General features: G+C 47.6%; 13 protein-coding genes and 3 rRNA genes. 14 read left to right on the forward strand and 2 right to left on the reverse strand.

What is annotated here, in order from left to right; genetic code table 11:
• From dnaA to gyrB, 6 genes are all read left to right on the forward strand, one after another.
• Positions 1–1,347, forward strand: a complete 1,347-nt coding sequence (gene dnaA, locus AC1S8V_RS00005) for a chromosomal replication initiator protein DnaA (RefSeq protein WP_036611990.1) — start codon at positions 1–3, stop codon at positions 1,345–1,347.
• Between the two features lie 220 nt (positions 1,348–1,567).
• Positions 1,568–2,710, forward strand: coding sequence for a DNA polymerase III subunit beta (gene dnaN, locus AC1S8V_RS00010; RefSeq protein ID WP_017691408.1), 1,143 nt, complete (start codon positions 1,568–1,570; stop codon positions 2,708–2,710).
• 16 nt (positions 2,711–2,726) lie between these two features.
• A complete protein-coding gene (gene yaaA, locus AC1S8V_RS00015; protein WP_036611994.1) occupies positions 2,727–2,942 on the forward strand; it encodes a S4 domain-containing protein YaaA in 216 nt (71 codons plus the stop codon).
• A 57-nt stretch (positions 2,943–2,999) separates the two neighbouring features.
• A complete protein-coding gene (gene recF / locus AC1S8V_RS00020; protein WP_076216624.1) occupies positions 3,000–4,112 on the forward strand; it encodes a DNA replication/repair protein RecF in 1,113 nt (370 codons plus the stop codon).
• Positions 4,113–4,125: 13 nt separating this feature from the next.
• Positions 4,126–4,374 (forward strand): extracellular matrix regulator RemB, encoded by a 249-nt coding sequence (remB, locus tag AC1S8V_RS00025; protein WP_017691405.1) that lies wholly within the window; start codon positions 4,126–4,128, stop codon positions 4,372–4,374.
• A gap of 144 nt (positions 4,375–4,518) precedes the next feature.
• The gene (gyrB, locus tag AC1S8V_RS00030) at positions 4,519–6,429 is read left to right on the forward strand and encodes a DNA topoisomerase (ATP-hydrolyzing) subunit B (RefSeq protein WP_482071975.1); all 1,911 of its coding nucleotides are present in this window, start codon (positions 4,519–4,521) and stop codon (positions 6,427–6,429) included.
• Between the two features lie 93 nt (positions 6,430–6,522).
• Here gyrB and AC1S8V_RS00035 read toward each other — a convergent pair whose 3' ends face one another.
• On the reverse strand, positions 6,523–7,470 hold the full coding sequence (locus AC1S8V_RS00035) for a YheC/YheD family protein (protein WP_482071976.1): 948 nt from the start codon (positions 7,468–7,470) through the stop codon (positions 6,523–6,525).
• Between the two features lie 426 nt (positions 7,471–7,896).
• Here AC1S8V_RS00035 and gyrA point away from each other — a divergent pair, with 426 nt between their 5' ends.
• The 6 genes from gyrA (at position 7,897) to AC1S8V_RS00065 (ending at position 17,955) form a co-directional block, all read left to right on the forward strand.
• Positions 7,897–10,449, forward strand: a complete 2,553-nt coding sequence (gyrA, locus tag AC1S8V_RS00040; RefSeq protein ID WP_482071977.1) for a DNA gyrase subunit A — start codon at positions 7,897–7,899, stop codon at positions 10,447–10,449.
• Between the two features lie 225 nt (positions 10,450–10,674).
• A complete protein-coding gene (locus AC1S8V_RS00045) occupies positions 10,675–11,793 on the forward strand; it encodes an HD-GYP domain-containing protein (protein ID WP_482071978.1) in 1,119 nt (372 codons plus the stop codon).
• Positions 11,794–12,256: 463 nt separating this feature from the next.
• Positions 12,257–13,809: ribosomal RNA gene (locus tag AC1S8V_RS00050) — 16S ribosomal RNA — on the forward strand.
• A 365-nt stretch (positions 13,810–14,174) separates the two neighbouring features.
• Positions 14,175–17,102, forward strand: a 23S ribosomal RNA gene (locus AC1S8V_RS00055).
• An 83-nt stretch (positions 17,103–17,185) separates the two neighbouring features.
• Positions 17,186–17,302: ribosomal RNA gene (gene rrf / locus AC1S8V_RS00060) — 5S ribosomal RNA — on the forward strand.
• The 16S, 23S and 5S rRNA genes sit together here, the layout of an rRNA operon.
• A gap of 212 nt (positions 17,303–17,514) precedes the next feature.
• Entirely contained in the window at positions 17,515–17,955 is a 441-nt protein-coding gene (locus AC1S8V_RS00065) for a hypothetical protein (protein ID WP_482071979.1), read from the forward strand.
• Positions 17,956–18,622: 667 nt separating this feature from the next.
• On the opposite strand, the gene AC1S8V_RS00070 is transcribed toward AC1S8V_RS00065, so the two are convergent.
• On the reverse strand, positions 18,623–19,147 hold the full coding sequence (locus tag AC1S8V_RS00070) for a hypothetical protein (RefSeq protein WP_076216777.1): 525 nt from the start codon (positions 19,145–19,147) through the stop codon (positions 18,623–18,625).
• 498 nt (positions 19,148–19,645) lie between these two features.
• Here AC1S8V_RS00070 and AC1S8V_RS00075 point away from each other — a divergent pair, with 498 nt between their 5' ends.
• Both AC1S8V_RS00075 and AC1S8V_RS00080 read left to right on the forward strand, forming a co-directional pair.
• A complete protein-coding gene (locus AC1S8V_RS00075) occupies positions 19,646–19,831 on the forward strand; it encodes a sigma factor G inhibitor Gin (protein ID WP_145326511.1) in 186 nt (61 codons plus the stop codon).
• A gap of 249 nt (positions 19,832–20,080) precedes the next feature.
• Positions 20,081–21,907, forward strand: coding sequence for an aminotransferase class I/II-fold pyridoxal phosphate-dependent enzyme (locus AC1S8V_RS00080; RefSeq protein WP_482071980.1), 1,827 nt, complete (start codon positions 20,081–20,083; stop codon positions 21,905–21,907).
• The last annotated feature ends 324 nt before the right edge of the window (positions 21,908–22,231 follow it).

A 22,231-nucleotide genomic window follows, 5' to 3' on the forward strand; every position in this document is an offset into this window, starting at 1 on the left:
GTGGACAGCCATACTTCTGATTTATGGCAGCAAATTTTATCAATCATACAAAACAAACTCAGCAAACCCAGCTTTGACACCTGGTTCAAGGCAACCAAAGCAACGAAGCTGAATGACCGTTCAATCGTCATTTCCGCGCCAACTACGTTTGCCGTCGAATGGCTGGAGAGCCGTTACACCAAATTGGTTGGCTCGACGGTATACGAGTTGCTTGGCAAACAAGTCGATGTGAAATTTGTCATCGAAGAGAACAAGCCTGCTGAACCGGACCCGCAACTGCCGGCACCAACACCTACAGTTGTACAGGAAGAAGCGGTACTCAGCATGCTGAATCCGAAATATACGTTCGATACATTTGTCATCGGGCCGGGCAACCGTTTTGCCCATGCCGCATCGCTGGCGGTCGCTGAAGCGCCCGCCAAAGCTTACAATCCTCTCTTTCTGTATGGAGGAGTAGGTCTCGGTAAAACTCACTTGATGCATGCAATCGGACATTACGTTCTGGAGCATGATCCGGGCAGCAAAGTCGTTTATTTGTCGTCTGAGAAATTCACGAACGAATTCATTAACTCGATCCGTGACAACCGCGGGGAGAGCTTCCGTAACAAATACCGGAGCGTCGATATTCTGCTCATTGATGATATTCAGTTCTTGGCGGGAAAAGAATCGACACAAGAGGAATTTTTCCATACGTTTAATGCGCTGCATGAGGAACGGAAACAGATCATCATCTCCAGCGACAGACCCCCGAAGGAAATTCCGACACTGGAAGAACGACTTCGTTCTCGCTTTGAATGGGGGTTAATTACGGATATCCAGCCTCCAGATCTGGAGACACGGATCGCTATTTTGCGTAAGAAAGCACGTGCGGAAAACCTGGATATTCCGAATGAAGCGATGATGTATATCGCCAACCAGATTGACACCAACATCCGTGAACTGGAAGGTGCACTGATTCGCGTTGTTGCTTATTCTTCGCTGACTAATCAAGATGTAACCACTCATCTGGCAGCTGAAGCACTGAAGGATATTATTCCTTCCAGTCGTCCCAAAATGATCACTATTCATGACATCCAACAAAAGGTCGGCGAGTACTATAGCCTTAAGCTTGAAGATTTCAAAGCACGGAAACGGACCAAGGCAGTTGCTTTCCCAAGACAGATTGCCATGTATCTCTCTCGTGAACTGACAGACTTTTCTCTGCCCAAAATCGGGGAAGCATTCGGAGGACGAGATCACACCACTGTCATACATGCTCACGAAAAAATCTCCCAAGCGATTAAAAACGATCAGGATCTCTATAAAGTTATCAACAACTTAACCGAAAAAATAAAGAATCCAACCTGAACAAGTCCCAAGCCTATGCACAACGTATACACATGTGGATAGGCTTGGGTGTACGGGTTTATACCCACTTATCCACATATTCAGTGCCCCTATTACTATTATTACTAAAAAGAACTTAAAGATATCATCTCCAAAATAGCCATTTCGGAGCTTAGCCTTCGGCCTTTGAAAAACACCTTTTAACACCCCAACACCCAAAAAATCAGCTAGGAGTGAAACCATGAAAATCAGCATAATGAAAAACTACTTAAACGATTCCATACAGCAAGTATCCAAAGCGATCTCGAGCCGTACAACGATTCCGATCCTGAGCGGTATCAAATTCGACGTGAATCATCAAGGTGTAACGTTGACAGCAAGTGACACCGATATATCCATTCAATCCTTCATCCCGCTTGAAGATGGAGATAAAAGCGTAGTTCAGGTAGATCAACCGGGCAGTGTAGTTTTGCCAGCCAAGTTTTTCGTGGAGATCATCAAGAAGCTGCCATCGCAAGAAGTGCACATGGAAGTCAAAGAGAACTTCAACACCTTTATCTCCGCAGGTGCTACCGAGATTCAACTGGTAGGTCTTGATCCGGAAGAATTCCCGGTACTGCCAAGCATCGAAGAAAACCAAACGGTCTCCATTCCAGGAGATTTGCTGAAAAATATGATCAAACAAACCGTCTTCTCCATTTCCACACATGAGACCACTCCAATCCTGACAGGTGTACTCTGGAGTTTGGGTGACAACGAATTGAAATTTGTGGCAACAGACCGTCACCGTCTTGCTACTCGATCAGCAATGCTGGATAATGCAGAAGGTATCCGCTTCAACAACGTGGTCATTTCGGGTAAAACGCTGAACGAACTCAGCAAAATTGTTCCGGATCAAAATACCCTTGTGGATATCGTTGTTGCAGATAACCAGGTCCTGTTCAAAATCGACCGTGTATTGTTCTACTCCCGTATTTTGGATGGAACATATCCGGATACTTCTAGAATTATTCCAACGTCATACAAAACAGAACTTGTTTTAGATACAAAAAAATTAAGTGAATCCATCGACCGGGCTTATTTGCTGTCGCGTGAAGAGAAAACCAACATCGTGCGTATGCAAACCATGGATTCGGGATCTGTTGAAATTTCTTCAAGCTCTTCCGAGCTAGGTAAAGTAAGAGAAGAAATCGAACCTGCCGAGTTTACAGGAGATCCGTTAAAAATCTCGTTCAACTCCAAATACATGCTGGATGTGCTGAAAGTTGTTGAAAGTGAGCAGCTGATGATCGCTTTTACAGGAGTTATGAGTCCAATCATCTTGAAACCGCTGGATGACAGTCACAGCCTATACGTGATATTGCCATATCGGACGACCAACTAACGAAAGGAAGATCACAGTGAACCAAGTTACGATTCGTACGGAATATATTAAGCTTGATCAATTTTTGAAACTGGCTGATTGCATCCCAACTGGAGGTATGGCCAAAGCCCTGCTTCAGGAAGGTCTTGTACGTGTGAATAAAGAGCCTGAGGAACGCCGGGGACGTAAGTTATACCCTGGGGATATCGTTGAAGTGGACGGAGAAGGCACATTCGAAGTTGCTGCAGAATAAGAAGACCAGTTCGATCCTGCTGCCTCCTGACGGACGGGATAAAAGGGAGGTTACCGCGTGTTTGTGAACAGCATTGATCTGCAGAATTTCCGCAATTATGAACATCTGAGACTGGATTCTTTTGGTCCCGTAAACTTGTTGATTGGGCAAAATGCCCAAGGCAAGACCAATCTTGCAGAGGCGATTTTTGTACTCGCACTCACCAAGAGCCACCGTACATCCCGTGACAAGGAGTTAATCCGTTTCGGTGAGGAACGTGCCAGACTTGCAGCAGAGGTCGACAAAAAGTACGGATCGGTCAAGCTTGAACTATCTTTGTCGCAACAAGGCAAAAAAGCAAAAATTAACGGCCTGGAGCAGCGCAAGTTAAGTGATTTTGTCGGAGCGCTCAATGTCGTGATGTTTGCACCGGAGGATCTGGAGATTGTAAAAGGCACACCGGGGGTCCGCCGCCGGTTTCTTGACATGGAGATCGGGCAGGTAGCACCAGGTTACCTGTATCACCTGCAGCAATACCAAAAAGTGCTCGTCCAACGAAACAATTTGCTTAAGCAGCTTTGGGGACAAGGGGCATCAGCCCAGACGATGCTTGAGGTGTGGAACGAACAACTGGTCGAGCATGGTGTTAAAATCGTCAAAAAAAGGAAACAATTCATAAAGAAACTGCAAAAGTGGGCAGAAACGATTCATCAGGGGATCACCGGAGGCGGAGAAGTCTTGCGGCTGGCCTACCTTCCGTCCTTCAGCGAAGCGGCTGAAGAAGATGAAGCTGTCTTAATGGACCAATTTATGATAAAATTATCACAAATGAAAGAGCAGGAGATTCGCCGAGGCACAACCCTTAGTGGGCCGCATCGGGATGACCTGTCCTTTTTCATTAACGATCGGGAAGTACAAACATATGGCTCGCAGGGGCAGCAGCGCACAACAGCGTTGTCCCTTAAACTTGCGGAAATTGAACTGATTCATGAAGAAATCGGAGAATATCCAGTTCTGTTGCTGGACGATGTCCTGTCCGAGCTGGACCCTTTTCGCCAGACGCAGCTGATCGAAACGTTCCAGAGCAAGGTGCAAACCTTTATTACGGCTACGGGGATTGAGAGCCTGAACGTTGACAAGCTCAAAGATGCCAGTATTTATCACGTTCATGCCGGACAGGTTGAACGCTAAGGAGTGAGGGCTTATGTACATTCATCTGGGCGGTGAGAAGATCATCCGTTCTTCCGAATTGGTCGCTATTTTTGATATATCGATTGAAAAATCCTCAAAGATCTCCAAGCAGTATGTCACGCATGCCGAGCAGGAAAAAACAGTGGAACACATCGGCGAAGAGGAAGCCAAGTCCATTGTGGTGACCAAAAACATTGTGTACTACTCGCCTATTTCCTCAGCTACGCTGAAGAAGCGGGCTCACATTTTTCCTGATCTCTAGCGTTTGTGTGGCATAAAGGTGTGTCTTTTGCTGATTGTCTTTAATTTGGACAGCTGGCTGAAATGAAGGACGTTGCCTGTTTCAGCAAACATTCTTAGTTAACGCATATTTACGATATTGAATCTATAGAAGTAGGTGAAAGGCATGTCTATGAATCAACCGTCATATGATGCGAATGAAATTCAGGTCCTTGAAGGATTGGAAGCGGTACGGAAGCGTCCGGGGATGTATATCGGTTCCACCAGTTCCAAGGGCCTGCATCATCTGGTCTGGGAAGTAGTGGACAACAGTATCGACGAGGCGCTTGCAGGTTACTGTGACCACATTGAGGTCAGTATCCATGAAGACAACAGCGTGACTGTAGTCGATAACGGTCGGGGTATTCCTGTCGGCGAACATACCAAAATGAAACGTCCTGCACTTGAGGTAGTTATGACTGTCCTCCACGCAGGGGGGAAATTTGGCGGCGGCGGATATAAAGTATCCGGTGGTTTGCATGGTGTCGGTGTATCCGTTGTGAATGCTCTCTCTGAAAAAGTGGTTGTAACGGTTAAACGTGAGGGACATATCTACCAACAGGAATATCGCCGTGGAGCTCCACAGTATGACCTGAAAGTAATCGGTACAACTGACGAAACGGGAACAACAGTTAGGTTCCATCCAGACCCTGAAATTTTCACGGAAACGAGAGTTTATGAATATGACATCTTGCTTGCCCGTATTCGTGAGCTGGCGTTCCTGAATAAGGGCATTGGTCTTACATTGACGGATGAGCGTACGGGTGCAACCAACTCGTTCCTGTACGAAGGCGGCATTATTGAATATGTCTCCTTCCTCAACCAGAAGCGCGAAGTACTGCATGAAAATCCAATTTACGTCGAAGGTTCCAGAGACAACATCCAGGTGGAAGTTGCGCTGCAATACAATGACAACTACACCGAGAATATCTATTCCTTCGCGAACAATATCAACACGCATGAGGGCGGAACCCATGAATCAGGTTTTAAGAGTGCCCTTACACGGATCATCAATGACTACGCCCGTAAGGCAGGGGTAATCAAAGACAGCACGGGGAACCTTTCCGGGGACGATGTGCGTGAAGGTTTGACGGCTATTATTTCGGTCAAGATTCCAGAACCGCAATTTGAAGGACAGACGAAGACCAAGCTGGGCAACAGCGAAGTGCGTGGGATTGTCGAATCCTTGTTTGCCGAGAAACTGCAGGAGTTCCTGGAAGAGAATCCTTCCGTATCCCGTCGCATTTTGGAAAAAGGTCTGCAAGCAGCACGTGCTCGTGAAGCGGCCCGTAAAGCCCGGGAACTGACACGTCGCAAAGGTGCACTGGAAGTAAGCTCTCTTCCAGGTAAACTGGCCGACTGTTCATCCAAGGATGCTTCAATCAGCGAATTGTACATCGTCGAAGGTGACTCTGCAGGCGGATCAGCTAAGCAAGGTCGGGATCGACATTTCCAGGCGATTTTGCCGCTCCGTGGTAAGATTCTGAACGTGGAAAAAGCTCGTCTGGACCGGATCTTGGGTAATGCGGAGATTAGAGCGATTATTACGGCGATGGGTACAGGTATTGGTGATGACTTCGATATTGCCAAAGCCCGCTATCACAAAATCATTTTGATGACAGATGCCGACGTCGATGGTGCTCATATCCGAACACTGCTTCTGACATTCCTGTATCGGTACATGCGTAAAATCATTGAGGCTGGTTATGTATACATTGCGCAGCCGCCATTGTTCAAGATTGAGCGTAACAAAGTGATTCGCTACGCTGGTTCCGAGAAAGAGCGTGATGAAATTATTGCAAGTCTCGGTGAAAATGCGAAGTTCAACGTTCAGCGTTACAAAGGTCTCGGTGAGATGAATGCCGGACAATTGTGGGAAACAACGATGGATCCGGAGAGTCGGACTATGATGCAAGTATCGATTAATGATGCCATCCTTGCTGATACCATGTTTGACACCCTGATGGGGGATAACGTTGAACCGCGTCGTGACTTTATCCAGGAAAATGCGAAATACGTGAAAAACCTCGACATTTAACATATTCGAAGAGGCGCCTGCGAGGGCGCCTTTTTATATTAGGGGAAGTATGGAATAGGGAAGGCAGTAGACATAGACTTCCGTATCCCTTTGTTATCTGCGAACACGTTTTTTGGCAGACGAGGCCTGTGCTTTAGGGGATGGACGAGAGGTTCTAACCTTTTTGGAGGGTAAACGACCGTAGGCAATCGCATAACGTTTGATCTTCCGGTATGCCTCCTTGTCCGGTAATAAGCCAAAGGCATAAATGCCTGGCAGTGTGTTGACTTCAAGAATCCAGGGACGCCCTGCTTCGTCTAGCGCAATATCAATACCAATCTCTTTGAGTCTTGGAAATGATGTTTGCAATTGCACAGCGGTATGAATACCTAAGCGGTACAGCTCAGTGCGAAGTTTTTTGAAGTCCTCCTGGTGAAGATGGGGGAGTACGAGTTCTTCAAACGTGGCCAATCGCCCACCGCCATGAATGTTGGTGATGATTTTGCCCGGCGCAGCAACACGTCCAAGCACACCTGTTGTTTCCCAGTTGTGTTGCAGATTTTTTTGAGTTAACACACGCAAGTCAAAAGGCAAATCTCCATGCTTCATCAGCGAGATTCCCTGTTGAATGATATAATCACGTTCCTGAATGCGATCATTCAGTGCTCGTTCGAGTTCGTCCAGGGAATGAAATGATCTCTCCTCTGTACCGTATTGGAGTTGATATGTTGTTGTGAGATAGGTAGATCTGGAGGTAACAGCACTTGCTTCGGGTTCATCAGCCAGGTTCCGATCATTGGTTTCTTCCGAAACCTCTGCATCTGTGGTGGAATCTTCGGAATTAACAACAGGTTGGTATAAACGGGTTGTTTTCACCCGCATAACGCCATTACCGTAAGTACCACGGTCCGGTTTGATATAGTTGGACTCAAATAATTCAGTCATTCGTTCCAGAGTTTGACGGCTATATTTTCGGGTCACTGGGATATATTCATTCACAATGCGACTGCGTTGTAACACAGCTGTTTTGGCCCATTTACTGGAGACGCGTTGGATACCCAAGATTCATCAGTCCTTTCATGTTTTGCTCAGTTCTAAAGAGGGAAAGACACGGAGAAATCAAAGGACAAGAGACGATTTCAGTGGTATAATAGAGAAATATGGCGTTTTGTGCGATGAGCTGCACAATTTGCAGTTTGATCGTAGGACGGGAATGGCTTTAGCCTCGGTAGGCACAGTACATATGCCGTTTTTCTAGCATTGTATGTGCAATTGGGGAGGAAGGCAGGGCGTATCCCCAGACACGCAGAAGTTCCCGGAAGAAAGGCTATTGCCCAGCGGACGTTTAATTGTGTAACTTTTGTGAAAGTAATATAATAAAGAGTAGCGTTCTTGCGCGGTTTTAGCCTTGTTAGGCTTTTCACATATAATCAATTTTTTTGTATGACGGAATGGAACGTTTGTTGAAGGACAAGAAGGAGGTCCAGCATGGCGGAAGAAATGAACTCTCAGATTACAGATCGGGATATAGGCGTCGAGATGCGTGAATCGTTTATGGATTATGCGATGAGCATCATCGTTAGCCGTGCCTTACCTGACGTGCGTGATGGATTGAAGCCGGTTCACCGGCGTATTCTGTACGCGATGTCAGAGCTCGGCATGACACCCGATAAACCACATAAAAAATCAGCCAGAATCGTCGGCGAAGTTATCGGTAAGTATCACCCACACGGTGACTCTGCTGTTTACGAGACGATGGTACGGATGGCACAGGATTTCTCCCTGCGTTATATGCATGTAGATGGACATGGTAACTTTGGATCGGTCGATGGTGATATGGCAGCAGCCATGCGTTACACCGAAGCACGTTTGTCCAAGATTGCTATGGAAATGCTCAGAGATATCAACAAGGATACGATTGACTTCCAGCCAAACTATGACGGTGAAGAACATGAACCAATCGTTCTGCCTGCTCGTTTTCCTAACTTGCTTGTCAATGGGGTCGGCGGAATCGCGGTAGGTATGGCCACCAATATTCCTCCTCATAATCTGGGCGAGGTCATTGATGGTGTACAGGCCATGATTCAAAATCCGGACATTACATCCATGGAGCTCATGGATTACATTCAAGGACCAGACTTCCCTACGTCCGGCTACATTTTGGGCCGCTCAGGCATTCGCCAGGCGTATCAGACCGGACGTGGTTCCGTAACGATGCGGGCTAAAACCAACATCGAAGAGAACAACAACAAGGCGCGAATTATCGTTACGGAGCTGCCTTATCAGGTAAATAAGGCGAGACTCGTTGAGAAAATCGCCGAGTTGGTACGTGATAAAAAGATTGATGGCATTACAGACCTGCGTGATGAGTCTGACCGTAACGGCATGCGCGTTGTAATTGAACTCCGCAGAGACGTGAATCCGGGGGTTGTTCTGAACAACTTGTACAAACATACATCGATGCAATCCACTTTCGGGATTAACATGCTTGCGATTGTAAATAAAGAGCCTAAAATTCTGAACCTGCGTGAAGTGTTGTATCACTATCTGCAGCATCAGATCGAGGTTATTCGCAGACGTACGCAGTTTGAACTGAAAAAGGCTGAAGCTCGTGCACACATTCTGGAAGGCTTGCGTATTGCACTGGATCATATCGATGAGATAATTACGTTGATTCGCTCATCCAGTAATGCGGATGCAGCCAGAGAAGGTTTGATTGAGCGTTTCTCACTCAGTCATGATCAGGCTCAAGCTATTCTCGATATGCGTCTGCAACGCCTTACAGGTTTGGAACGTGAACGTATTGAGAACGAATATAACGAACTGATGGTCAAAATCAGGGAGTATCGTGAAATTTTGGCCAATGAGCATCTCGTACTTGAGATTATCAGTACGGAGTTGCAAGAGATTCGCGACCGCTTTAGCGATGATCGCCGTACAGAGATTACTGTAGGTGAAGAAAGTATTCTGGATGAAGACCTGATTCCGCGTGAAGAGGTTATCATCACGATTACCCATACAGGCTACGTGAAACGTCTGCCGGTATCCACATACCGCAGCCAGAAGCGTGGTGGGCGTGGGGTTGTGGGGATGGACACCAAAGATACCGACTTCGTTGAGCATCTGTTTGTGACCAACTCTCACAATTACCTCATGTTCTTCACAGACAAAGGTAAAGTGTATCGTCTCAAAGCTTACGAGATTCCAGAGCTTGGACGTACCGCACGTGGAACGCCGATTATCAACCTGATCCAGATTGAGCAGGGCGAATCGGTCAATGCCGTAATTCCGGTTCAGGAATTCGAAAGTGACAGATACTTGTTCTTTGCTACCCGCCAAGGGGTTGTGAAGAAGACGCCACTTGAGGATTACACCAATATTCGCAAAGGCGGCCTGATCGGTATTTCCTTGCGTGATGATGATATCCTGATTGATGTTAAGCTGACCGATGGACAGCAAGAGATCATTATGGGTACAGCTCACGGAATGTCCATCCGATTCTCGGAAGGTAACGTACGTTCCATGGGACGTAGTGCAACCGGGGTTAAAGGGATCACATTGGATGAACAGGATGCCGTTATTGGTATGGATGTAGTCGATAAAGAGCTTGATGTTCTGATCGTTACAGCCAAAGGTTACGGTAAACGTACACCTGTCAGTGATTATCGGATGCAGACTCGTGGCGGTAAAGGGATCAAGACCATTAATGTTACAGAGAAGAACGGTGCAGTAGTCAGCCTCAAAATGGTTAAAACTGAAGAGGATCTGATGATTATCACATCTAGCGGTACTTTGATCCGGATGAGCATGGAAGGCATATCCACTATGGGTCGATACACGCAGGGTGTGAAACTGATTCATATTCGTGACGAGGATTCCGTAGCTACAGTCAGCCGAATTGACAAAAATGAAGAAGAACCAGACGACGAATTGCTTGAAGGCTCGGAAGGCGGGGATTCCCAAGCTCCTGCGGTAAGCCTAGAAGAAGGCACCGTTGCTGACGCTGAAGTTGAGGGCGACGATTCTGGTTCGGAAGCATAAGATAAAATTTTCTAAAGACCAATCTCTTGGTGATTGGAACAAGATTTTAAAGGGCTCCTACTGGGGGCCCTTTTGTTGTATAAAGGAATGTCCATCTTTCCTTCCTCAGAATCTGGGATGTACAGCCTGATTTTTGAGTAATATAATGGGAAATATCAAGAAAAACCGGGACTATGGTCTTGTTTTGTTATTAACATAGAAGAACGATGAGCGAGGGGAATCAACATGGGATTAATCACCCTGTCAGAGGTCAAACCAGGACTCAAACTTGGGAGTGATGTACAAACGCTTCGCGGCAACGTCCTGCTTCAGAAGGGCAAAGTCATTTTACCTAAGGATATGGAAGTGCTCAGAGCTTTTATGATTCACCAGGTGGATATTGAACAAGAAAGAACGGTAGCGGGCAGTACAGGCACCAAAGGTGCAGTTGCGTCCGCAGGAAGTACAGCAAGTGAGAAGAATGGGGAACCGGCAGGTAAGGCAGGAAACACCGTCACAGCTTCTGCAGCAACGTCTCTACAGGATGAGTATGAGAAGATGGTCGGATTAACCAAAAGTGCATTCCTGTCCTCTCTCGCGGCTGAATTGCCTGTATATGAGTTGCGTACACAGTTGGAGGCTTTATTTGTACATCTCAAACAATATAATCTGCTTACCTTTAGTCCACGAGTAATGAAAGAACATGATTATGTATATCACCATGCTGTACTGAGCGCGATCACATCGTATCAACTGGCTCAATGGATGGATCTCCCCTCCAAGGATTGGATGCAAGTTGCTTTTGCAGGCTTGTTCCATGATATTGGCAACAACAAAGTAGATCCACAGATTCTTCATAAACCATCCACGTTGACAGTTACAGAGCAGGAAGAGATCCGGCAGCATACTAAATATGGCTATCAGATTCTTAAACAGGCAAAGGCCATTAATGAGGGAGCTAGACTTGCAGCCTTGCAGCATCATGAAAAAGTTGATGGATCGGGATACCCATTGCAGCTTAGCGGAACGCAGATTCATATCTACGCCAAAATTGTAGCTATCGCTGATATTTTCCACGCCATGACGCTGGAGAAGATCTACCGCAAGGCACAATCACCGTATCTAGTCCTGGAACAGATCCAGAGTGAAGCGTTTGGGAAATTAGACCCCGCAATTGTAAGTGTATTTGTTCAACGGTCAACCCAGATCCATAATGGCATCCGAGTAAAACTCAGCAATAATCAAATTGGGGAGATTGTATTCTCTGATCGAGATCATCCTACACGGCCAATGGTGTCGGTAGAAGGAACCATCATTAACCTAATGCAACAAAGGCAGCTTCACATTCAAGAGGTTATTGGTTAACTATAAATACTAGAGCAGCTTGATGAGAGGGTCTTTCTTTTATAGAGGGGCCTTTTTATGTGAGATAAAAGTGGTAATGTAGATATATCACAAAGATTATAGAAAAATTTATAATCACCAAAAAAAGACTTGCAATGTAGATCTGTACATGGTATATTCTAATTCCGGCCAAGAAAACACGGTTCACACGGTGCGGCAAGCGAAACGGATAAGCTTCGAAAGAAACTTAAAAAAAGAGCTTGCAAAGTTGGTTCGGAAGTGTTATGATATAAAAGTTGCTGATGTGAACAACGCTCGGTAACGAAATGAGTTTGATCTTTGAAAACTGAACAACGAGTGAGTAAACATTCTGCTTGCAGAATGAACGCGAAAGTTTGAGACAAGCCTTGGCTTGAATCGACTGGAGCACAAATGAGATTTTTAATCTCGTCAGATTCAAAATGAGCTTATCGCTCTTTTCAATTTATTGGAGAGTTTGATCCTGGCTCAGGACGAACGCTGGCGGCATGCCTAATACATGCAAGTCGAGCGGAGTTGATAGGAAGCTTGCTTCCTTGATGCTTAGCGGCGGACGGGTGAGTAACACGTAGGCAACCTGCCCTCAAGTTTGGGACAACTACCGGAAACGGTAGCTAATACCGAATAGTTGTTTTCTTCGCCTGAAGAGAACTGGAAAGACGGAGCAATCTGTCACTTGGGGATGGGCCTGCGGCGCATTAGCTAGTTGGTGGGGTAACGGCTCACCAAGGCGACGATGCGTAGCCGACCTGAGAGGGTGATCGGCCACACTGGGACTGAGACACGGCCCAGACTCCTACGGGAGGCAGCAGTAGGGAATCTTCCGCAATGGGCGAAAGCCTGACGGAGCAATGCCGCGTGAGTGATGAAGGTTTTCGGATCGTAAAGCTCTGTTGCCAGGGAAGAACGCTTGGGAGAGTAACTGCTCTCAAGGTGACGGTACCTGAGAAGAAAGCCCCGGCTAACTACGTGCCAGCAGCCGCGGTAATACGTAGGGGGCAAGCGTTGTCCGGAATTATTGGGCGTAAAGCGCGCGCAGGCGGTCATTTAAGTCTGGTGTTTAATCCCGGGGCTCAACCCCGGATCGCACTGGAAACTGGGTGACTTGAGTGCAGAAGAGGAGAGTGGAATTCCACGTGTAGCGGTGAAATGCGTAGATATGTGGAGGAACACCAGTGGCGAAGGCGACTCTCTGGGCTGTAACTGACGCTGAGGCGCGAAAGCGTGGGGAGCAAACAGGATTAGATACCCTGGTAGTCCACGCCGTAAACGATGAGTGCTAGGTGTTAGGGGTTTCGATACCCTTGGTGCCGAAGTTAACACATTAAGCACTCCGCCTGGGGAGTACGGTCGCAAGACTGAAACTCAAAGGAATTGACGGGGACCCGCACAAGCAGTGGAGTATGTGGTTTAATTCGAAGCAACGCGAAGAACCTTACCAGGTCTTGACATCCCTCTGACCGGTACAGAGATGTACCTTTCCTTCGGGACAGAGGAGACAGGTGGTGCATGGTTGTCGTCAGCTCGTGTCGTGAGATGTTGGGTTAAGTCCCGCAACGAGCGCAACCCTTATATTTAGTTGCCAGCACTTCGGGTGGGCACTCTAGATAGACTGCCGGTGACAAACCGGAGGAAGGTGGGGATGACGTCAAATCATCATGCCCCTTATGACCTGGGCTACACACGTACTACAATGGCCGGTACAACGGGCTGCGAAATCGCGAGATGGAGCCAATCCCAACAAAGCCGGTCTCAGTTCGGATTGCAGGCTGCAACTCGCCTGCATGAAGTCGGAATTGCTAGTAATCGCGGATCAGCATGCCGCGGTGAATACGTTCCCGGGTCTTGTACACACCGCCCGTCACACCACGAGAGTTTATAACACCCGAAGTCGGTGGGGTAACCGCAAGGAGCCAGCCGCCGAAGGTGGGATAGATGATTGGGGTGAAGTCGTAACAAGGTAGCCGTATCGGAAGGTGCGGCTGGATCACCTCCTTTCTATGGAGAATCGTTTCCTGTAACGGAAACATTCAAATCAGCGGGTTCTAAGAACCTGCGACAGCGATTCATTTCGGTCCATCACTTCGGTGTGGATGAAATGAAGAGCACAACACTCACTCGTTGCTCAGTTTTGAGAGCTCAAACTCTCAAACAGCTTGCGTTTGCATGGAGCTTGTTCTTTGAAAACTAGATATCGAAACGAAACAAACGCGAATTAGAACATTCCTTTTTAGCTGAACTTGTGTTAAAACAAGTTTCAATAAAAACGGTAGATTGCTGGAGCGAGTGATCGAAATGGAGCGACTTTTGGATTTGGACGCAGTCCAAACCAAGCGGAGCGACAGCTCGAACACGAGCGCAATGGTTAAGCTACTAAGAGCACACGGAGGATGCCTAGGCGCTAGGAGCCGATGAAGGACGTGGCGAACAACGAAACTGCCTCGGGGAGCTGTAAGCAAGCTTTGATCCGGGGGTGTCCGAATGGGGAAACCCAGCTGGGGTAATTTCCAGTTACTCACAACTGAATACATAGGTTGTGCAGAGGCATACCAGGGGAACTGAAACATCTAAGTACCCTGAGGAAGAGAAAACAATAGTGATTCCGTCAGTAGCGGCGAGCGAACGCGGAGAAGCCCAAACCAGAGAGCTTGCTCTCTGGGGTTGTGGGACGTCTCACATGGAGTTACAAAGGAACCGGTTAAGCGAAGAGGTCTGGAAAGGCCCGCCAAAGAAGGTAAAAGCCCTGTAATTGAAAGTTGGTTCCCTCCGAGACGGATCCCGAGTAGTGCGGGGCACGTGAAACCCCGTATGAATCCGGCAGGACCATCTGCCAAGGCTAAATACTTCCTAGCGACCGATAGTGAAGCAGTACCGTGAGGGAAAGGTGAAAAGCACCCCGGAAGGGGAGTGAAATAGAACCTGAAACCGTGTGCTTACAAAAAGTCAGAGCCCGTTTTAGGGGTGATGGCGTGCCTTTTGTAGAATGAACCGGCGAGTTACGTTCCCGTGCAAGGTTAAGGTGAAGAGCCGGAGCCGCAGCGAAAGCGAGTCTGAATAGGGCGAGTGAGTACGTGGACGTAGACCCGAAACCGGGTGATCTACCCCTGTCCAGGGTGAAGGTGCGGTAACACGCACTGGAGGCCCGAACCCACGCATGTTGAAAAATGCGGGGATGAGGTGGGGGTAGCGGAGAAATTCCAATCGAACTCGGAGATAGCTGGTTCTCCCCGAAATAGCTTTAGGGCTAGCCTCGGAAAACAGAGTCGTGGAGGTAGAGCACTGATTGGGTGCGGGGCCCGCAAGGGTTACCAAGCTCAGTCAAACTCCGAATGCCATAGACTTACTTCCGGGAGTCAGACAGTGAGTGCTAAGATCCATTGTCAAAAGGGAAACAGCCCAGACCATCAGCTAAGGTCCCCAAGTGTGTGTTAAGTGGGAAAGGATGTGGAGTTGCACAGACAACCAGGATGTTGGCTTAGAAGCAGCCATCATTGAAAGAGTGCGTAATAGCTCACTGGTCGAGTGACTCTGCGCCGAAAATGTAACGGGGCTAAACACACCACCGAAGCTATGGCTTGATGCTTTGCATCAGGGGTAGGGGAGCGTTGTGTTGGGGTTGAAGGTGTACCGTAAGGAGCGCTGGACACAACACAAGTGAGAATGCCGGTATGAGTAACGAAAAGATCAGTGAGAATCTGATCCGCCGAAAGCCTAAGGGTTCCTGAGGAAGGCTCGTCCGCTCAGGGTAAGTCGGGACCTAAGGCGAGGCCGAAAGGCGTAGTCGAAGGACAACAGGTCGAAATTCCTGTACCACCGTAAGCCGTTATGAGCAATGGGGGGACGCAGTAGGGTAGTGACGCGGACTGATGGATGTCCGTCTAAGCAGTAAGGCTGATGTGTAGGCAAATCCGCACATCGTAAGGCTGAGCTGTGATGGGGAGTGAAAATTACAGTAGCGAAGGTCATGATCTCACACTGCCAAGAAAAGCCTCTAGCCAGGTGATGGTGCCCGTACCGCAAACCGACACAGGTAGGCGAGAAGAGTATTCTAAGGCGCGCGGAAGAACTCTCGTTAAGGAACTCGGCAAAATGACCCCGTAACTTCGGGAGAAGGGGTGCCCCGGTAGTGTGAATAGCACGAGGGGGCCGCAGTGAAAAGGCCCAAGCGACTGTTTAGCAAAAACACAGGTCTGTGCGAAGCCGTAAGGCGAAGTATACGGGCTGACGCCTGCCCGGTGCTGGAAGGTTAAGGGGAGTGGTTAGGGACTCGTCCCGAAGCTGTGAACCGAAGCCCCAGTAAACGGCGGCCGTAACTATAACGGTCCTAAGGTAGCGAAATTCCTTGTCAGGTAAATTCTGACCCGCACGAATGGCGTAACGACTTGGGCGCTGTCTCAACGAGAGATCCGGTGAAATTTTAATACCTGTGAAGATGCAGGTTACCCGCGACAAGACGGAAAGACCCCATGGAGCTTTACTGCAGCTTGATATTGAATTTGGGTACGATCTGTACAGGATAGGTGGGAGCCTTTGAAGCAGGAGCGCCAGCTTCTGTGGAGGCAACGTTGGGATACCACCCTGATCGTATCTAGGTTCTAACCTGGTACCGTAAACCGGTGCGGGGACAGTGTCAGGTGGGCAGTTTGACTGGGGCGGTCGCCTCCTAAAGAGTAACGGAGGCGCCCAAAGGTTCCCTCAGAATGGTTGGAAATCATTCGAAGAGTGCAAAGGCATAAGGGAGCTTGACTGCGAGACCTACAAGTCGAGCAGGGACGAAAGTCGGGCTTAGTGATCCGGTGGTACCGCATGGAAGGGCCATCGCTCAACGGATAAAAGCTACCCTGGGGATAACAGGCTTATCTCCCCCAAGAGTCCACATCGACGGGGAGGTTTGGCACCTCGATGTCGGCTCATCGCATCCTGGGGCTGAAGTAGGTCCCAAGGGTTGGGCTGTTCGCCCATTAAAGCGGTACGCGAGCTGGGTTCAGAACGTCGTGAGACAGTTCGGTCCCTATCTGTCGTGGGCGTAGGAAATTTGAGAGGAGCTGTCCTTAGTACGAGAGGACCGGGATGGACGTACCGCTGGTGTACCAGTTGTTCCGCCAGGAGCACCGCTGGGTAGCTATGTACGGAAGGGATAAACGCTGAAAGCATCTAAGCGTGAAGCCCCCCTCAAGATGAGATTTCCCAGTATGTAAGACCCCTTGAAGACGACGAGGTAGATAGGCTGGGGGTGGAAGTGCAGCAATGCATGGAGCTGACCAGTACTAATCGGTCGAGGGCTTATCCAAATATGCAAGTTGTAATTCGCAGGTTTCGTTTCGAATCTAGTTTTCAGAGAACAACCACTCTGATATGTAAGCTAAGCTATGCGTTTGGTGGCGATGGCGGAGGGGTTCCACACGTACCCATCCCGAACACGACCGTTAAGCCCTCTAGCGCCGATGGTACTTGGACCGCAGGGTCCTGGGAGAGTAGGACGCCGCCAAGCAAAGAACCACTGCCGATGTTATTCGGTAGTGGTTTTTATTTGTGTATAAAGAATAAATTCAATGAGCGGAAGCTTTAACATGATCGTCAATTGAAGGTAACATTTTTGTTACGGATAACATCGGTAAAACCAGTATAATAGGACTATGTTAAATATGCTAAAAGTACCTGACCACAGAGCTGGAATGTGCAGCTGTGAAAAGGAGGGTGTGTGTGTTAAGTTGGCGGAGACTTGGACTACAATCATTTCTGTTGCTTTGTCTGACAGTTGTTCTGGCAGGATGCGGTGAAGCTTCAGGAGCTGTATGGACTTCATATGAAGGTGCGGTTAACGAGAAGAGTTTTCCGGTGCCTAAAGTAGCGAATAAATCTGACCAGTCCGAAAACAATTCGGATATGGATTATGTTCGATATACGCTGTCTGGTATTAGTGAAAGTACTAGTTTGCCTGAGGTATATCTAGACGAGATCAAAAGCTGGGGTTGGACAGAGAGGCAAGCCAAGGGTACATCCAATGAATCCAGTACCTTGCGTGTATTTGCAAAGGAAGGACATACTGTGCATTTAGCGGTACATGATGGTTCCTTTACACTAATGGTTCCTAGAAGTGATGCTACTCAAACGAAAGTTAAATCATTGGATGAAGATGATTAAGCTACTGCGAGTATGGTTGGTATGAATAATTAACGCTGTGATGTTCCTTATATAGTAAGCTCCCGTGTACTTGATCGGGGGCTTTTTGTTATTTTGCGGAAGTAGGCTTTAGTATTGATGGGAATACCTATCGCGTAATGCGCAGGAGAAGCTATAAAAGGTACAGAGGATTTGGAGTAGACATTGTCGTACAGAAAAGCAGATATGTGTTGCTTGATCTCTAGGGGAGTGCTGAGTTTTAAAGGTGAGGTAGAGATATAGGGAAGTAGAGTTTTAAGTTTTATAAAGGTATTCTGAGGTAATGAATGGCTGGTGGAAACGGCTTAACCAGAAGGGATCGAGCTCAGACTGACCAAGAGATCGTTTAAAGGTGTAAGATATACAAGATAACTGGGTCATGAGATATGGAGAAGCGGAGAAAAAGATGAGGAGGAGTGAAGCCAGGCGTGGGGATAACATATTTAACTATACCCATGCTGTGGATAAGGAAAGAGAGGGGGAAGACAAATAAATGTTATCCACAGTGGATAACATTTATTTGAACATATAAGGCTGAGTTAATAGAGGATACGAGTAACATGGCTTTGTATCAGAATATCCGAAGGGCTCAGCCATTATGTATTACAGGTAAGTGAGATACAGTTACTATTGGATGAACGAAGGATAATTATTGCAGATAGTATGAAACATCTTGTTCATTCAATTTGATGAGTCCATCTTTGCGCTCGCGGGAGAGTACCATTACAACATATAAGCGAGGGCCCAGCAACCACAAATGCCAGAAGATCAGCGAGAGGGTGAAGGACAAGGGTGACCATATCAAACATACTGTAATGATACATAGTCCAATCCAGCTCATGTTTAGGTGTACCCGGACAAACATGCGGAAGCTGAAATGCTGATCAGGGATATAACCTAACCAGGGCATACGCAGATTCCAGCGCCACCGTTTGGCATAAGAGGTACGGACCAGAAGTAATATGGTTCGGGCGATGACATAATGAATCCAGATGGTGATTGGGCCTGCCAGTACAAAAAAGAAGAGGCCAGTCCAGGAGAATGCGAGTAGATTGAATAAGAGCATGATGACCGGCAGACACAGATAGCTATAGATGACACTACGGGCGATAGCCTTTTTTTTCAGAAGCCGGTATTGATAAAATGTTGCTTTATTCTCCGGTTCGGCGATCATACGATTATATATCCTCCTTCGGATTCACGTTTGTGTGGGGCAGGTATTCATTTTTCTTACACGTGTAAAAGGGAATGAATCATGTATGTATATATGAACCTTGTATCTCACGCCATGACGATTGTACAAGATATTGAGATTCGACGGAGCTTATCTCAGTATACTCCCGAATGCAAGGACTGTCAGGCTTTGATATCGTTATCATGTATTATATATCGGCTGAGATTCCAAGTTTTTTTAAGAAAATTTGAATATAAGTTTTAAGTCAGACCAAGGCATACGTGATTTAGAGGGAAATGCGATGGAATGCAGGATAACTGTGTAGACATAAGCAAGTAAATGCTTTTGTAAGAAGCATGAATGTATTTTTCGGTACAGACACCCAAGAGGGGGTGAGCGAATATATATATTTTATAGAAAGAAAGCACTATGAAAATGTTTAAAATAATAGAAACTGTGCAATACTGATAGTAAATGTAAAACAAGGTGGGATGGTTCATGGAAGAACATGCCGAACACACATGTATTATCTGCGAGCAAAGAAAAAGAGAAGGCATTTTTATTGTATCTGAATTCATATGTGACGCTTGTGAAGCAGAAATGGTTCATACCGATGCGCAGGATGCCAAGTACAATTATTTTATCAATCAGATGAAACAGATTTGGGTGCAAAAAAACGCATAATCAATGTTGCTATAGAAGTAGAAGTTAGAACATCGCAATGATGCTGATGTTTGTAGAGGCCCAATGGGCCTTTTTCTGTTTCTAGGAGAGATCGTCTTGTCTCCCATCTAAGGAAGGCGTATGCTGATATAATGATATGGATAGTTTACAGTAGAGCATGTGGAGATGGGGAAGAAAGACGCTCCTTAGATTAGGAAACATTTTGGAACGCATCGGGCTCACATTATATATGTACAGGATGGTTATTTCATGGATCATAAAACTAAATCAAGTAGAGCCCCTTTATATGAAGCGTTGCTTGCGTATCGTGATTCGAAGCAGCGTTCTTTTCATGTGCCTGGGCATAAGAATGGACAAGCTTACCGACATTTGGTGGAAGAAGCAGAATCAGAACAACCTCCCGTTAAGGAAATCGTTGATGAGAAACACCAGCACAACGGAGAGATTCACAACGGTGCAGGAGAGATTGTTAACCAAAGGGTAGAGCAATTCAGTTCAATGGAGGAACATGGGGCTGATCTGGAGAGCGGGAAACGTTTTGGTGACGAAGGGAATCAGTCGGAAATAGGATTGGTACCGGTTCGTTCATTTCTGGAGATGATGGAGATGGATATTACGGAGATTACGGGTACCGATGATTTGCATCATCCTGAAGGTGTGATCCAGGAAGCACAGGAGCTTGCTGCAGATTGTTTTGGAGCGGAGGAGAGTTTCTTCCTTGTGGGAGGCAGCACGGCAGGTAATCTGTCCTTATTACTCACCGTGTGCGATGAGCCGAACAGTATTGTACTGGTGCAGCGGAATGTACACAAGTCCGTTATTCACGGGTTAATGCTGGCAGGCGCAAGAGCTGTATTTCTGGAGCCGTGGGTTGATCCTGTGTCTGGACTTGCGGTCATGCCGTCGGTGGAGACGGTTCAGGCTGCTGTCCAGTCCTATCCTGAGGCAAAGGGAGTGCTAGTCACGTTGCCCAATTATTACGGCATGGGTGCTGATCTGACACCCATTGCCAAGATGTGCCACGATGCTGGCATGCCACTGCTCGTGGATGAAGCGCATGGCGCGCATTATGGGCAGCATCCGGAGCTGCCTGTCTCTGCACTGTCATGCGGAGCAGACGGTGTAGTGCAGTCGACGCATAAGATGCTGACGGCCTTCACCATGGGTGCCATGCTGCACATTCAGGGGCCACGGTTAAACCGGTCCCTGTTAAGGCAGCGCCTGGCCATGGTGCAAAGCTCAAGCCCATCATACCCGGTGATGGCTTCGCTCGATCTGGCGCGCCGCCTGCTGCACGTGCAGGGCGCGGACACGTTCACGGCGGGGCTCGCCGCCGTAAACGCCTTTAAGCGCGGCCTCGCGGAGCTGCCGCGCTTTCAGTTGCTACAGCCTGCACAGCCGCTGCAGCAAGAACCGCCAGCCGGAACAGCGAAGCCGGCTGGCATGCCCGTGTCCGCTGCACAGCAGACACGGGAGGGCCTGACCGCGGCGGCGATGCTATCTGCCGCGGGGTATACCGCTCATGACCCATTCAAGGCCGTCATCTATGACGGCACAGGGGTGCAGAGCGGTTATGGGCTACAGCAGCAGCTGGAAGCATGCGGCTGTGTGCCTGAGATGAGCGACGAACGGTACGTCGTCTTGCTCTTCAGCCTGGGCTCAACGGTGCAAGATGCTCAGCACCTGTTGCAGGCTTTACACCATATCAGCTCTGCCAATGGGCATGAGCAGGTCCAATCCAATGGAGAGCCATCTCAACAGCTTACAAAAGGCTCCGCGCAATATATTTCCACGTGGAACAATTTACAAGAAAACACACGCTACTCGGAACCGATCTCCTTTACACTGCAACCGATTGTGGAGACGGATACGATCAATGTTCCAATAGAAGAAAGTGCGGGCTGTCGATCAGCTGAGATGGTTGTCCCATACCCTCCAGGGATTCCGCTTGTCTATCCGGGTGAACGTATGAGTCCAACAATGGTGGAACGTATACAACTTCTGCGTGATGAAGGAGCAAAGTTTCACGGGATATCAGATGCATCTCTACAGGTATTGAAGGTCATGAAGGATTGAAAGGAAATCATGCAAATCTGAATTGCATTCAGCAATAGGTAGTCTATATGACCAATACGGATAGCAATTATCGGACCCTACACATGTGAGGGTCTCTTGGTCATTACTCTAATTGCTATTAGTGGAAAAATCATTTACAAGTACGGAGAGGCCAGAAGAAATCTGAAAAAGCGAAGCGTGCGCCTAAAAGCTTTATGGAAGAAAGCTGCATCGAAAGCATACGCTTATACCCGGATTTTCCCTTTTAGAAAAGGGAATCGAAAAATCTGGGGATAACAGCGATTGGAAGGTTATTCTGTCATCGTAGTGCCTGTGTAAATAATC

The organism is Paenibacillus sp. B46(2026), assembly GCF_056786355.1.